General features: G+C 67.4%; 13 protein-coding genes. 9 read left to right on the top strand and 4 right to left on the bottom strand.

Going from position 1 to position 13990, the window contains the following annotated elements:
• The 6 genes from LZ005_RS03540 to LZ005_RS03565 all read left to right on the top strand — a co-directional run bounded on the left by LZ005_RS03540 (position 1) and on the right by LZ005_RS03565 (position 5487).
• A complete protein-coding gene (locus tag LZ005_RS03540; protein WP_237804764.1) occupies positions 1-1632 on the top strand; it encodes a PAS domain-containing sensor histidine kinase in 1632 nt (543 codons plus the stop codon).
• Positions 1629-3083: a sigma-54 dependent transcriptional regulator gene (locus LZ005_RS03545; protein ID WP_237804766.1), complete on the top strand. Its 1455-nt coding sequence runs from the start codon at positions 1629-1631 to the stop codon at positions 3081-3083. Before LZ005_RS03540 ends, LZ005_RS03545 begins: the two co-directional genes overlap by 4 nt.
• The gene (ampD, locus tag LZ005_RS03550; protein ID WP_237804768.1) at positions 3080-3661 is read left to right on the top strand and encodes a 1,6-anhydro-N-acetylmuramyl-L-alanine amidase AmpD; all 582 of its coding nucleotides are present in this window, start codon (positions 3080-3082) and stop codon (positions 3659-3661) included. The genes LZ005_RS03545 and ampD overlap by 4 nt, the downstream gene beginning before the upstream one ends.
• Positions 3662-3761: 100 nt before the next feature.
• Positions 3762-4304 (top strand): isochorismatase family protein, encoded by a 543-nt coding sequence (locus LZ005_RS03555; RefSeq protein WP_237804770.1) that lies wholly within the window; start codon positions 3762-3764, stop codon positions 4302-4304.
• Between the two features lie 12 nt (positions 4305-4316).
• Positions 4317-4547, top strand: coding sequence for a DUF1272 domain-containing protein (locus LZ005_RS03560; protein ID WP_237804772.1), 231 nt, complete (start codon positions 4317-4319; stop codon positions 4545-4547).
• 1 nt (position 4548) lies between these two features.
• Positions 4549-5487: a GlxA family transcriptional regulator gene (locus LZ005_RS03565; protein WP_237804774.1), complete on the top strand. Its 939-nt coding sequence runs from the start codon at positions 4549-4551 to the stop codon at positions 5485-5487.
• On the opposite strand, the gene LZ005_RS03570 is transcribed toward LZ005_RS03565, so the two are convergent.
• From LZ005_RS03570 to LZ005_RS03585, 4 genes are read right to left on the bottom strand one after another with little or no spacing between them, the layout of a single operon-like run.
• A complete protein-coding gene (locus tag LZ005_RS03570; RefSeq protein WP_237804776.1) occupies positions 5484-6134 on the bottom strand; it encodes a Fic family protein in 651 nt (216 codons plus the stop codon). The two genes, LZ005_RS03565 and LZ005_RS03570, sit on opposite strands and share 4 nt — an antisense overlap.
• A gap of 53 nt (positions 6135-6187) precedes the next feature.
• Entirely contained in the window at positions 6188-6598 is a 411-nt protein-coding gene (locus tag LZ005_RS03575; RefSeq protein ID WP_237804778.1) for a hypothetical protein, read from the bottom strand.
• Between the two features lie 11 nt (positions 6599-6609).
• Complete coding sequence (locus LZ005_RS03580; RefSeq protein WP_237804780.1) at positions 6610-7056, bottom strand: hypothetical protein; 447 nt, start codon at positions 7054-7056, stop codon at positions 6610-6612.
• A gap of 32 nt (positions 7057-7088) precedes the next feature.
• Positions 7089-8015, bottom strand: coding sequence for a hypothetical protein (locus LZ005_RS03585; protein ID WP_237804782.1), 927 nt, complete (start codon positions 8013-8015; stop codon positions 7089-7091).
• A 554-nt stretch (positions 8016-8569) separates the two neighbouring features.
• Here LZ005_RS03585 and LZ005_RS03590 point away from each other — a divergent pair.
• The 3 genes from LZ005_RS03590 to pip all read left to right on the top strand — a co-directional run bounded on the left by LZ005_RS03590 (position 8570) and on the right by pip (position 13718).
• Complete coding sequence (locus tag LZ005_RS03590; RefSeq protein WP_237804784.1) at positions 8570-11503, top strand: ribonucleoside-diphosphate reductase subunit alpha; 2934 nt, start codon at positions 8570-8572, stop codon at positions 11501-11503.
• A 75-nt stretch (positions 11504-11578) separates the two neighbouring features.
• Positions 11579-12685, top strand: a complete 1107-nt coding sequence (locus tag LZ005_RS03595; RefSeq protein ID WP_237804786.1) for a ribonucleotide-diphosphate reductase subunit beta — start codon at positions 11579-11581, stop codon at positions 12683-12685.
• A 70-nt stretch (positions 12686-12755) separates the two neighbouring features.
• A complete protein-coding gene (gene pip / locus LZ005_RS03600) occupies positions 12756-13718 on the top strand; it encodes a prolyl aminopeptidase (RefSeq protein ID WP_237804788.1) in 963 nt (320 codons plus the stop codon).
• Positions 13719-13990 lie beyond the last annotated feature (272 nt).

A 13990-nucleotide genomic window follows, 5' to 3' on the forward strand; every position in this document is an offset into this window, starting at 1 on the left:
ATGGCGCGCTGGCAGACCCTGTCGGCCGAATCGCGCGAGACCTTCTGGCGCTCGCTGCAGACGATGAATGCCACCCGGGTGGTGATCGCCCTGGTGCTGCTGATCTACCTGAGTTTCGATAACCGCGGCATCCGCGCCACCGGCCAGTACGTCTATGGCGAGACCTGCTTCGTGTATCTGCTGGCCGGCATCGGCCTGGCCATGCTGACCGTCTACTGGCGCCAGCGCTTCCTGCTGCAGCTGTCGCTGCAGGTGGCGGTCGATCTGTTCATGATTTCGGCCCTGTACCTGGCGTCGGACGGCAACCGCACGGCCCTGGCCATCCTGTACCTGTTCCCGCTGGCCGGGGCGGCGATTCTGGCGCCGCTGCTGCTGGCCCTGTTCTCGGCCTCGCTCTCGACCCTGTTCCTGCTGGCGGAAAGCACCTACCAGGTGTTCATGCAGGAGAACGAAGTCCCGCTGGCCCAGGCCGGCCTGTATGGGGCCGCCTTCTTCGGCGTGGTGGTGGTGGTCAACCGCCTGGCCGAGCGCCTGATCGGGCAGGAGGAGCTGGCCGTCAAACGCGGCATCGACCTCGACGTGCAGATGGCGATCAACCGCCTGGTGCTGGCCGATATGGGCGACGGCATCCTGGTGCTGGATGCGGCCGGCCAGGTGGTGGCGCGCAATCCGGCCGCCGGCAAGATGCTCGGCGCCGGCCTCGATGAAGGCCGCCGTCTGGCCGACGAGGCCACCTTCGAGCCGATGGAGGACGCCTTCAATCAGTGGCGGCGCGACCCGCGCCAGAACAGCGCCTTCGTGGTGCTGCGCCCGCCGCAGGAAGCGCTGGTGCACCTGAAGCTGCGCTTCGCCCGGGTCGAGGCGGCCCCGCCCGCGCCCGAGCGCGCGGTGCTGTTCATGCAGGACGTGACGGCCATCGAAAATCAGGCCCAGCAGCTGAAGCTGGCCTCGATGGGGCGCCTGACGGCTTCGATCGCGCACGAGGTGCGCAATCCGCTGGCTGCGATCGGCCACGCGGCCGCCCTGCTGGCCGAGGACCTGCATCAGCCGACCCATGCGCGCCTGCTGAAGATCGTGTCCGACAATGTGGCGCGCGTGAACCGCATGGTCGAGGACATCCTGCGCCTGTCGCGCAAGGTGCAGCCGAACGCCGAGCCGCTCGATCTGAACGCCTTCCTGGCCGAACTGAAGGCCGAATTCGACGAGACCCACGACCTGGCCGAGGACCTGCTGTGGCTGGGCGACGCCGGCCCCGAGCCGGTGCGCTTCGACGCCCTGCACCTGCGCGAGGTGGTGGTCAATCTGCTGACGAATGCGCTGCGCTATGCCAGTGGCAAGCCTGGCTGCATCCGGATTTTTGTGGTGAGTGAGGGCCAACGGCGCGAACTCCATGTGCAGGACGACGGCCCCGGCATCACGGCCGACGTCCGCATGCACCTGTTCGAGCCGTTTTACACCACCTCGAGCAAAGGGACGGGCCTGGGCCTGTACCTGGCGCGCGAACTGTGCCTGAATAACGGCGCTGCCCTCGACTACGAATACCGCTACGACGCCGGGCCCGAGGACCCGGCCGGACGGTTTGTGATCACCTTTGCGCAAGCACGCGCAAGTGATGAAGAAGGAAGCGTATGACATCTCCCCGTATTCTGGTGGTCGACGACGAAGCCGACCTGCGCGAACTGCTCGAAATCACGCTCGTGAAGATGGGCCTGGACGTGGACAGCGCCGAGACGCTGAAGGACGCGCGCGCCTTTCTCAAGCTGCACGACTACGCGCTGGTGCTGACCGACATGCGCCTGCCCGACGGCCTCGGACTGGAGCTGGTGCGCGAGGTGACGGCCCAGTACAAGTGCACGCCGATCGCCGTCGTCACCGCCTACGGCAGCGCCGATAATGCGGTGGTGGCGCTGAAGGCGGGCGCCTTCGATTACGTGTCCAAGCCGGTGGCGCTCGACCAGCTGCGCATCATGGTGCAGTCGGCGCTGCGCCTGAACGCGCCCGAGGACCAGCCGGCCGCGCCGGCCACGCGCCTGATCGGCGAGTCGGCCGCGATGCAGTATCTGCGCGCCCAGATCGCGCGCCTGGCGCGCTCGATGGCGCCGATTGCGATCACCGGCGAATCGGGCAGCGGCAAGGAGCTGGCCGCGCGCGAGATCCACGCCCAGAGTTCGCGCGCCGGCAAGCCCTTCGTGGCCGTGAACTGCGGCGCGATTCCGGAAAACCTGATGGAGGCCGAGTTCTTCGGCTATCGCAAGGGCGCCTTCACCGGCGCCGCCGACGACCGCGACGGCTTCTTCCAGGCGGCCAATGGCGGCACCCTGATGCTCGACGAGGTGGCCGATCTGCCGCTGGCCATGCAGGTCAAGCTGCTGCGCGCGATCCAGGAGCGGCGCGTGCGCAAGATCGGCGCCACCAGCGAGGAGCCGGTCGATGTGCGCATCATCAGCGCCACCCACCAGGACCTGGCCAAGTGCGTCGAGATGGGCAAATTCCGCCAGGACCTGTTCTACCGCCTGAACGTGATCGAGCTGGCGCTGCCGCCGCTGCGCGAGCGCCTCGACGATCTGCCCCAGCTGACGGCCGCCATCCTGGGCCGCCTGAGCGGGCCGGGCCAGCAGGCGCGCCTGGGGCCCGGCGTGCTCGAGGCCCTGCGCGCCTATTCCTTCCCCGGCAATGTGCGCGAGCTGGAAAACGTGCTCGAACGCGCGCTCGCCTTTGCCAACGAGGGCGTGATCGAAGTCGGCGACCTGATGCTCAAGGGCGCGCGCCTGGGCGGTGACAGTGCGCCTGCGCCGGCGCCGGCCGCGGCCGCCCCGCTGGCGGCACCCGTCGCGGCTGCGGGCGCCGCGCCGCTGCCCGCGCCGCCGATGCCGGAAGCGGCCGACGGCGCGCGCATCCAGCTCGGCGCCAACGGCCTGCCCAGCAGCCTGCCCGACTATCTGGCCCAGGTCGAGCGCGATCTGATTCTGAAGGCGCTGTCGCTGACCCAGTTTAATCGCACCCAGGCGGCCTCCCTGCTGGGGATCAGCTTCCGCCAGCTGCGCTACCAGATGCAGAAGCTCGATATCCACGATCCCGAATGACGACCGCCTTCTGCGCCGCCGGCTGGTATGGGCCGGCCTGGCGCTACCCTTCGCCCAATTGCGACGACCGCCCCGCAGGCGCGGCCATCGATCTGCTGGTGATCCACAACGCCAGCCTGCCGCTCGGGCAGTTCGGCACGCCCCATCTGCTTGACCTGTTCACCAACCGGGTCGACTTCACGGCCGACCCCAGTTTCGAGAGCCTGCGCGGGCTGACCGTATCGGCCCATTTTCTGGTGCGGCGCGACGGCCGCATCATCCAGTTCGTGCCGACCGCGCTGAGCGCCTGGCATGCGGGCGTGTCCAGCCATCGCGGGCGCGAGGCCTGCAATGGCTTTTCGGTCGGGATCGAGATGGAGGGCAGCGATTTCGTGCCCTTCACGCCGGCCCAGTACACGGCCCTGGCGAGCCTGACGGCCGCGCTGCTGGCGGCCCATCCGATCAGCGCCATCGCCGGCCACCAGCACATCGCCCCCGGCCGCAAGACCGATCCCGGACCGTATTTCGACTGGGCGCGCTATGCGGCCATGCTGGCCGCCCTGCGTCCCGGCGCGGCCCCGCCGGCCTTCCCGGAATAAGATGTCCGTTTTGGTCCGCAAGCAGTCCTTCGGCGGCCCTGCTATCATGGCCTGAACTGCCTACACTGGCTCCATGTTCACACACACAAGGAGTCCAAACATGTCCGTCGCCCTGCTTGTCATCGATGTCCAGGAATCGTTCCGCCACAGCCCCGGCTGGCCGGAGCAGGACCTGCCCGCCTATCTGGATGCCCAGAACCGCCTGATCGCCGGGGCGCGCGCGGCCGGCTGTCCGATCGTGCGCGTCTTCCACGAGGATGGCGACACCCACTTCAGTCGCGCCTCCGGCCATGTGGTGGCGCTGGCCGGCAGCGACAGCGGCGCCGAGCACACGGTCTACAAGCACGTGCACAGCGCCCTGGTCGACACCGGCCTGCCGGACTGGCTGCGCGCGCGCGGCATCACGCGCCTGATCATCTCCGGCATCCGTTCCGAGCAGTGCTGCGAGACGACCGCGCGCCACGCCAGCGATCTGGGCTTCGATGTCGACTACGTGACCGAGGCGACGATGACCTTCCCGCGCCGCCATCCGAACGGGCGCGAATTCAGCACCGCCGAGATCAAGGAGCGTGTCGAGCTGGCCCTGTATGGCCGCTTCGCCACCCTGCACACGGTCGACAGCGTGCTGGCCACCCTGTCCTGAGAGGAGAGCGCCATGCTGGCCATGCGTCCGGGTTGTGAATGCTGCGATGCCGATCTGCCGGCCGATGCCGGCGGCGCCATGATCTGCAGTTTCGAGTGCACCTTCTGCGCCGCCTGCGCCGCGCGTCTGGGCGCCTGCCCGAATTGCGGCGGCGAGCTGCTGGCGCGGCCGCGCCGGCCGGCCGCCAAGCTGCCCAGCTACCCGGCCCAGACGGCGCGCGTGCACAAACCGGGCGGCTGCTGACATGGCAGCGGTGGCCGTCCATTTCGTGCTGCTGCCCGGCTACCTGCTGTCCGAACTGGCGGCGGCGGCCGAGGCCCTGCGCATCGCCAACCGCTTCGGCGCCGCCTTCCGTCTGCACTACCACAGCGCCGCGCCGGACCCGGTCAGTTCGCTCGGTCTCGGCATCAGCGGCACCACGGCCCTGCCCGAGCAGCTGGCCGACGGCGCCTGGCTGGTGCTGCCCGGCCTGGCCAGCGACCAGCGCGATGCGCGCGCCATTGCGCGTACCGAGCGCTGGCTGGCGCGCGTCTGGCACCCGGGCGTGCAGCTGGTGACGATCTGCTCGGGCGCGCTGCTGGCGGCCGGCGCCGGTCTGCTCGCGGGCCGCCAGTGCACCACCCACCACAGCCTGATCGCCGAGCTGCGCCAGCTGGCGCCGGGCGCGCGCGTCGAGGACAACCGCATCTTCGTGATCGACGGGCCGGTCGCCACATCGGCCGGCGTGACCACCGGAGTCGACCTGATGCTGGAACTGATTGCGCGCGCCGGCGGGCCGCAGCTGGCGCTGCAGGTCGCGCGCGAGATGGTGGTCTGGCTGCGGCGCGACGGCCAGGCCCCGCAGCTGTCGCCGCTGCTCGACTACCGCAACCATCTGCACCCGGCCATCCACCGCGTGCAGGATGCGATCGCCGCCAATCCGGCGCGCCCCTGGCCGCTGAACGAGCTGGCGGCCATCGCCTGCGTCACGCCGCGCCACCTGAACCGCCTGTTCAAGGCCAATACCGGCATCACCCCGCTCGACTACCACCAGGGCCTGCAGCTGGCCCTGGCCGAGGGGCTGGCGCGCCAGGGCAGCCTGTCGCTCGAGCGCGTGGCCGAGGCCAGCGGCTTCGGCTCGGCGCGCGACCTGCGCCGCGTCTGGCTCAAGCAGCGCGGCACACCGCTGCGGCGCGCGCACTAGCTCTGCTCGACCAGCAGCTGCAGTTCGGCCGCGGCCAGAATCCATTCGAGCGCATAAGGCAGAAAGGCGCTGGCGTCGCCATACAGCAGCCAGGCCTGCAGGCAGGCCAGGTGGCGCGCGCGGTCGCGGTAGAGCAGATAGGCCAGGGGCAGGGGCCGCGGCCCGCACAGGCCGTGCTGGCGCAACAGGCAGGACAGCAGGTGGCGCGCGCAGCGTCCGTTGCCGTCATAGAAAGGGTGGATGGCGATGAAGTGCGCAAACGCGCCGATCGCCAGCAGCAGCGGCGACAGCTGCGGCAGCTGCAGGCGGATGCCCGCCAGGCTGCGCAGGGCCGCCGGAATGCGCTGCGGCGCCAGATAGCACAGGGTCGGTTGCCCGGTCGCGCTGAACGAATAACAGGCCTGCTGGCGCACGGCCTGGCATGCGATGCCGGCCTGGCCGGTGGCGATCGCCCAGGCCAGGCTGTCGGCAAAACGCGCCTGGGCCGGACTGGCGTCCGGCGCCAGGCGCGTCCGGCCCGCGCGCGGCTGCAGGCTGTAAGGCAGCAGCTGGCGCAGGCGCTGTTCGGCCGCCGCCAAGGGCAGGCGCACGCCCGCCACGCCATCCCAGGCGAAGGGATCACGCACGGTGGGCAGGGCGGCGAACATAGCGGCAAGCGACTTGGCACCCGATTGCGGTGGGCATCGGACGCCTCGCAGACTCAGTGGGCGCGCAGCAGGCTGCGGCCATGGTCGAGCGGGAACTGGTCGGGCGGGCTTTCGCTTGCGCCGCGACGCTCGTCAAACTCGACGAACACGTCGTAGACGCGCGGCGCGCCCGGATCGGACCAGTCGAGCGCCAGCAGATAGAGCTGCACCCCGCGTGGCTGACAGTAGTAGCTGAGGCGCCCGGCGCGCTGCGCTTCGGTCAGGCCGCGCACAAACGGCCCCGCCGCCAGGTCGACCGCGCGCGTCGGCGCGTGCAGGCTGACGCGCGCGCCATCCTCGTGCACGCGCAGCTGGTAGCGGCCGCTCGGACAGGTGAGATCGATCTGCCGGCTCTGCGCGTGGACGCACTGCGTCGCGCAGGCAAACATGAGAAAGAGCAGGCGGTGAATCAGTCGGGAAGGCATCGGCGGCCCCCTTAGCGTGGGCTCGCGGCCGCGCTGGCCGCGAGCGCCTGCAGACCGGTGCCGGTGGAATAGCGCAGGCCCAGATTCACGGCCTGGGGAAAGCGCTCGTCCAGCGCGATGCCGTTGAAGCTGATCGTGAGGCTCTCGTCCTGGCAGCGCAGCTGGATGCGGCCGACCACGCGGTAATCGCGCAGGGCGCGCGCCAGCGCGGTGTCGGCGATATCGATCTGATCGCTGCGCGGCGCGTCGGTCATCAGGAGGGTCTGGTTCTCGGCCAGATGCAGGCGGTACTGGGTGCCGCGGCAGCTGGCCCGGTAGTCCTCGCTGACGGCAGTGGGGCTGATGAAATGGCGTCCGGATGTAATTTCCACGCGCTCCTGGGCGGTGGCCGTCGTCGCGCAGCCGAGCGCGACGCTGATAAGGGCGGCCAGCATGTGGCCGGGTGCTACGGTATGCATGAATTCCTCTCGGTTGGGATGGATGGCGCTGATCAGGGGTGGGCGATGTCGTGGGTGATGTCGACCCGTTCGGCGGCGCGGTTGGCGTCCGGCCCTTTGCCCATGAACTCGTAGGTGGTCTTGCTGCCGACATCGAGTATGTACTGCATCATGCCGGGATCGATCCAGCCATTCGGATTACTGTCGATCAGCTGATTGATGATCACCTGGTCGGCGCGCGCATCGTTCGCGCTATTGCCGGTGTAGGAGGGGATGCCGGCATCCTGTTGCAGCTTGGCCGGATGCGAATGCAGCACCGCCACCAGCTGGTCGCCCGGCTGCATCAGGCTGGGGTCGAGATAAAAGCTGAAGGAGTCGGGGCCGCCCTTGATCAGGCTGGTCGTATGCAGATTGCCGCTCGCGTCAGCGATGATGCCGACCGCCCACTCGAGCTTCGATTCGAGCGCCAGAATCTGCTCCGAGAAGGCCAGCACGGTATTGCGCAGGTGGTCCATATTGACATGGGCCGGGTGGCGCACCGGGATCGGGGCGCTGTGGTGGGCCTCGCCGCCGCCACCGCCGCCGCCGCCATCGGCACTGCCGCCGCCGCTCGGGCCCGGACCCGGATCGGGCGCGTAGGGATCGGGCAGCCAGGGCGTGTCGTTCGGGTCGTAGCTGCCGCTGATGGTGACGATCGGATCGGGTCCCTGGTTCGGGTCGTAGGGACCGCTCAGGCCGGAACCGCCCGAACTGGCGCCCGCGTGCTGGGTGCCGCCGCCCGGTTTCAGCGCGACCTTGCCATCGTCCTGGTGCTGCTGGCCGTGCTTGAGCAGGGCATGGATGGCGTCGAACTCGCTGCCGTCGTGGCCTGCGTGGTAGGCAAAGGCGGCCAGCTGGCTGGGCAGGCCCTGCGGGCTGGTATCGACCGGAATCACGCCGGCCGGGTGGCCGATCGGGCCGCCGACGATGTCGCTGTGCATGATGTTCTCCTCGTGAGATGTGTGCGCCGGTTGGCGCGTCCGGAGCGAATTCTAGGGACGCACGATTGCTTTTTTGGCAGGATCTGCAGGCAGACTGATGCGTCTCAATCAGGCCGGTCCGATTGATCCGGAGCGCCTGCCCGGACCCCGGCCGTCGTGTTAATACGCGCGCGCACTGTCGCTTTTTTGACAACAAAATCGGCCCCGTTGCGGGCCGCCCGGGGGGCCTGCAGCGGGGCCGCCAGGGGCGTGGGTAAGCGGCTGCTCACCGGCTTAGGCCGGTGGTTGAGCCAAGTCTGCATGTCAAGGGTTTGGTGCTAAAAAAATTAAAACGAAACCAGTTGCGGTTCCGAAAGTCGGGTACTACAATTAGTCCCAGTTTCGATAACAACACTAGATTTAGTGGTACCCTTGGTCTCCATCCGGAGGCCGCGTTTTCCGAGAATTCATCGCTCACCAGCCGGATCAGACCGGGTGGACGGGATGTTTTTTTCTGTTTTTTTGGTAGAGCACTAGACAACAACTGCCACCGGCAGACCGTTCGTGGAGGCCCAATGCACACTTCTCAAGACATTTCCATCAATCCGCACCCGGTCAACCCGACCGTGCCGGACGCCGAGGCCGCCCCGAGCGCTGCTTCGCTGGTCGAGCGCGGCGATTACCGCATCATCCGCCGCAATGGCGCCGTCGTGGCTTTCGAGCCGTCCAAGATCGCCGTCGCGATGACCAAGGCCTTCCTGGCGGTCAATGGCGGCCAGGGCGCCGCCTCGGCGCGCGTGCGCGAGCTGGTCGAGATGCTGACCAATAATGTGGTGGCCGCCCTGGTGCGCCGCCAGCCCTCGGGCGGTACCTTCCATATCGAGGATGTGCAGGATCAGGTGGAACTGGCCTTGATGCGTTCGGGCGAACACGATGTCGCGCGCGCCTATGTGCTGTACCGCGCCAAGCAGATGGAAGAGCGGCGCAAGGCGCGCGAAGCGGCCGGCGGGACGGAACTGGCCGTGCCCCAGATTCACGTGGTCGATGGCGGCAACCGCCGTCCGCTCGATGTCAAGGAAGTGCGCGCCCTGATCGGCGCCGCCTGCTCGGGCCTGGAAAAGCATGTCGACGCCGAAGCCATCGTCGCCGAAACCCTGAAGAATCTGTACGACGGCGTGCCGGTCGAGGAGCTGCACAAGTCGGCCATCCTGGCCGCCCGTGCGCTGATGGAAAAAGACCCGGCCTATTCGCAGGTGACGGCGCGCATCCTGCTGCACACGATCCGTAAGGAAGTGTTCGGCAAGGAAGTGCCGCAGGCCGCCGCCGCGGCCGCCTATGTCGAGTACTTCCCGAAGTACATCGCCAAGGGCATCGAGAATGAGCTGCTGAACCCGGAACTGGCCAAGTTCGACCTCGAGAAGCTGGCCAAGGCCCTGGTCGCCGAGCGCGACCTGCAGTTCGGCTACCTCGGCCTGCAGACCCTGTACGACCGCTACTTCCTGCACGTGCGCGATGTGCGCATCGAGATGCCGCAGGCCTTCTATATGCGGGTCGCCATGGGCCTGGCCCTGAACGAGAGCGAGCGCGAAGCACGCACCATCGAGTTCTACAACCTGCTGTCGACCTTCGACTTCATGAGCTCGACCCCGACCCTGTTCAACTCGGGCACCCTGCGTTCGCAGCTGTCGTCCTGCTATCTGACCACCGTTTCGGACGACCTCGACGGCATCTACGAAGCGATCAAGGAAAACGCGCTGCTGGCCAAGTATGCCGGCGGCCTGGGCAATGACTGGACCCCGGTGCGCGCGCTCGGCTCCCATATCAAGGGCACGAATGGCAAGTCGCAGGGCGTGGTGCCCTTCCTGAAAGTGGTGAATGACACGGCGGTGGCCGTGAACCAGGGCGGCAAGCGCAAGGGCGCCGTCTGCGCCTACCTGGAAACCTGGCACATGGACATCGAGGAATTCCTCGACCTGCGCAAGAACACCGGCGACGACCGCCGCCGCACCCACGACATGAACACGGCCAACTGGATTCCCGACCTGTTCATGAAGCGCGTGATGGAGAAGACCGACTGGACCCTGTTCTCGCCCTCGGAAGCGCCGGACCTGCACGACAAGGTCGGCAAGGCCTTCGAACAAGCCTATCTCGGCTATGAAGCCAAGGCCGCACGCGGCGAAATGCGCGTGTTCAAGAAGATCCCGGCGATCGACCTGTGGCGCAAGATGCTGTCGATGCTGTTCGAAACCGGTCACCCGTGGATCACCTTCAAGGATCCGTGCAACATCCGCTCGCCGCAGCAGCACGTCGGCGTCGTGCACAGCTCGAATCTGTGCACCGAGATCACGCTCAATACCAATAGCGAAGAGATCGCCGTCTGCAACCTGGGCTCGGTGAACCTGCCGGCCCATATGAAGGAAGGCAAGCTCGACCACGTGAAGCTGCAGAAGACCGTGCGCACCGCCATGCGCATGCTCGACAACGTGATCGACATTAACTACTACGCCGTCGACAAGGCCAAGAACGCCAACCTGCGCCACCGTCCGGTCGGCATGGGCATCATGGGCTTCCAGGACTGCCTGCACATGATGCGCGTGCCGTTCGCCTCGCAGGCTTCGGTCGAATTCGCCGACACCTCGATGGAAGCGGTCTGCTACTACGCCTATCTGGCCTCGACCGAGCTGGCCGAGGAGCGCGGCCGCTACTCGTCCTACGAGGGCTCGCTGTGGGACCGCGGCATCCTGCCGCAGGACTCGCTCAAGCTGCTGGCCGAGGAGCGCGGTGGTTATCTGGAAGTCAATACCAGCGAGACCATGGACTGGTCGATCGTGCGCAACCGCATCAAGCAGTTCGGCATGCGCAACTCGAACTGCGTGGCGATCGCCCCGACCGCGACGATCTCGAACATCATCGGCGTCTCGGCCTGTATCGAGCCGACCTTCCAGAACCTGTATGTGAAGTCGAACCTGTCCGGTGAATTCACCGAGATCAACGCCTACCTGGTGCGCGACCTGAAGGCGCGCGATCTGTGGGACGAGGTGATGATCGCCGACCTCAAATACTTCGACGGCTCGCTGACCAAGATCGACCGCGTGCCGCAGGACCTGCGCGACCTGTACGCGACCGCCTTCGAAGTCGACCCGAGCTGGCTGGTCGAAGCCGCCTCGCGCCGCCAGAAGTGGATCGACCAGGCCCAGTCGCTGAACATCTACATGGCCGGCGCCTCGGGCAAGAAGCTGGACGAAACCTATAAGCTGGCCTGGCTGCGCGGCCTGAAGACCACCTACTACCTGCGCACCATCGCCGCCACCCACAGCGAGAAGTCGACCTCGAAGGCCGGCGCGCTGAACGCCGTGTCGGCCGAGGCCGCCAAAGCCGCCGCCGCCGCCGCGGCCGCCCCGCAGCCGGCCGTGCCGGCCGCCGCGGCCCCGGGCACGGTGCAGGAAGGCGCCGCCTGCTATCTGCGTCCGGGCGATCCGGGCTTTGAAGAGTGCGAAGCCTGCCAATAACAGACGAGAGAGAAGAGAAGACTGGAGGGCCGCGCGGGCGCGCGGTCCCCTGACCACTGAAGAGGAATGGAAATTATGCTGTCTTGGGATGAAGAAACCAAAGCCGCGCCGCAGCCCCCGGTCATGCAAGGTGACGATCCGGTCGCAACCGCCGAGCAAGTCGCGATGCGCGTGAACGCCGACGACAAGCGCATCATCAACGGCAAGACCGACGTCAACCAGCTGGTGCCCTTCAAATACAAATGGGCCTGGGACAAATACCTGGCCGGCTGCGCCAACCACTGGATGCCGCAGGAAGTGAATATGCAGCGCGACATCGAGACCTGGAAGAATCCGAACGGTCTGACCGATGACGAGCGCCGCATCGTCAAGCGCAACCTCGGCTTCTTCGTGACGGCCGACTCGCTGGCCGCCAACAATATCGTGCTCGGCACCTACCGCCACATCACGGCCCCCGAGTGCCGCCAGTACCTGCTGCGCCAGGCCTTCGAGGAAGCGATCCACACCCACGCCTATCAATACATCGTCGAGTCGCTCGGCCTGGATGAAGGCGAGATCTTCAACGCCTACAACGAGGTGCCGTCGATCCGCGACAAGGACCAGTTCCTGATCCCCTTCATCGAGACTCTGACCGATCCGGCCTTCCGCACCGGCACCATCGAAAACGACCAGAAGCTGCTCAAGTCCCTGATCGTGTTCGCCTGCCTGATGGAAGGCCTGTTCTTCTACGTCGGCTTCACCCAGATCCTGGCCCTGGGCCGCCAGAACAAGATGACCGGCGCTGCCGAGCAGTACCAGTACATCCTGCGCGACGAGTCGATGCACTGCAATTTCGGTATCGACCTGATCAACTCGATCAAGCTCGAGAACCCGATGCTGTGGACCCCGGCCTTCCGTGACGAGATCAAGGCCCTGTTCGAAAAGGCCGTCGACCTCGAATACCGCTATGCCGAGGACACCATGCCGCGCGGCGTGCTGGGCCTGAACGCCTCGATGTTCAAGGGCTATCTGCGCTTCATCGCCAACCGCCGCGCCGTCCAGATCGGTCTGGACCCGCTGTTCCCGAACGAGGAAAACCCCTTCCCCTGGATGAGCGAGATGATCGACCTGAAGAAAGAGCGTAATTTCTTCGAGACGCGCGTCATCGAATACCAGACCGGTGGCGCCCTGAACTGGGACTAATCCGATTACCTGTGCTGTACCTTAAGGCCGCCCGGCACCCGCCGTGTGGCCTTTTTTTCATCGAGCGTCCATGACTGTTGAGCAGGAACTGTATCCGCCGATCGCCGCCTACCGCCACGGCCAGCTGGCCGTCGGCGGCGGCCACGCTGTGTACTGGGAGGAGGCCGGCAGCCCGGCCGGCCTGCCGGTGCTGGTGCTGCATGGCGGTCCCGGGGCCGGCTCCTCGCCGCAGTGGCGGCGCTTCTTCGATCCGGCGCGCTACCGCATCGTGCAGTTCGATCAGCGCGGCAGCGGCCAGTCGACTCCGGCCGGCGAGTGGCGCCACAACCGCCTGCCCGATCTGATCGCGGATATCGAGGCCGTGCGCGCCCTGCTCGGCATCGAGCGCTGGCTCGTGCATGGCGGCTCGTGGGGCGCGACCCTGGCGCTGGCCTATGCCCAGGCCCACCCGCAGCGCTGCAGCGGTCTGCTGCTGCGCGCGATCTTCCTCGGCAGCGCTGCCGAGATCGACTGGTTCTTCGAAGGCGCGCGCCGCTATCACCCGGAACTGTATGCGGCCTTCGTCAGCTGCTTCGCTGCGCACGAGCGCGCCGACCTGCTCGGCGCCAGCGTGCGCGCGCTGCTGGCCGACGACGGCCGCGACATCCTGCCGCTGGCGCGCGCCTGGACCGCGCTCGAGTGCGAGCGCGCCAGTCTGTATGGTCCGGCGCCCGCGCTGCCCGACAGCCTCGCGTTCGCGCTCGCGCGCATCGAGGCCTGGTACTTCAGCCAGCGCTGCTTCCTCGCGCCCGATGCGCTGCTGCAGGGGGCCGCGCGCCTGCGCGGCATTCCCGCGCTGATCGTGCACGGCCGTCAGGACATGCTGTGTCAGCCGCTGGTCGCGTTTCAGCTGGCCGGCCACTATCCGGGCGCGCGTCTGCGCATCGTCGAGATGGCCGGTCACACGGCCTTCGATCCGCCGATGCGCACGGCGCTGCTGCGCGCGACCGATGCATTCTGGCGCAGCGGACACTTCGATGAAGCGTGCGCGTGAGTGGTGCGGTGTTGTCCGATCGCGACGTTCGGTGCACATGCGTGCGCCACGCCGCGCAGCGCATCGCTAGACTGCAGCGCGGCATGCGTGGCGAGCGCAGCGCAGCCGCCGCCGAATTTGCATACGGCCTGTAGGTAAGGGCGCGGTGCGGCGCATGCCGCAGTGCGCGCGGCGCTGCGCCGGTGCGAAAAAACCGGCCCGCTGTGCGCCTGCTGCGCGCGCGCGGGACGATGGGTCGACACAAGTGCATGCATGTTCGCGCGTCGCGTACG

Origin of the sequence: Massilia sp. TS11 (assembly GCF_022012445.1) — a bacterium.
Classification (GTDB): Bacteria; Pseudomonadota; Gammaproteobacteria; order Burkholderiales; family Burkholderiaceae_D; genus Telluria.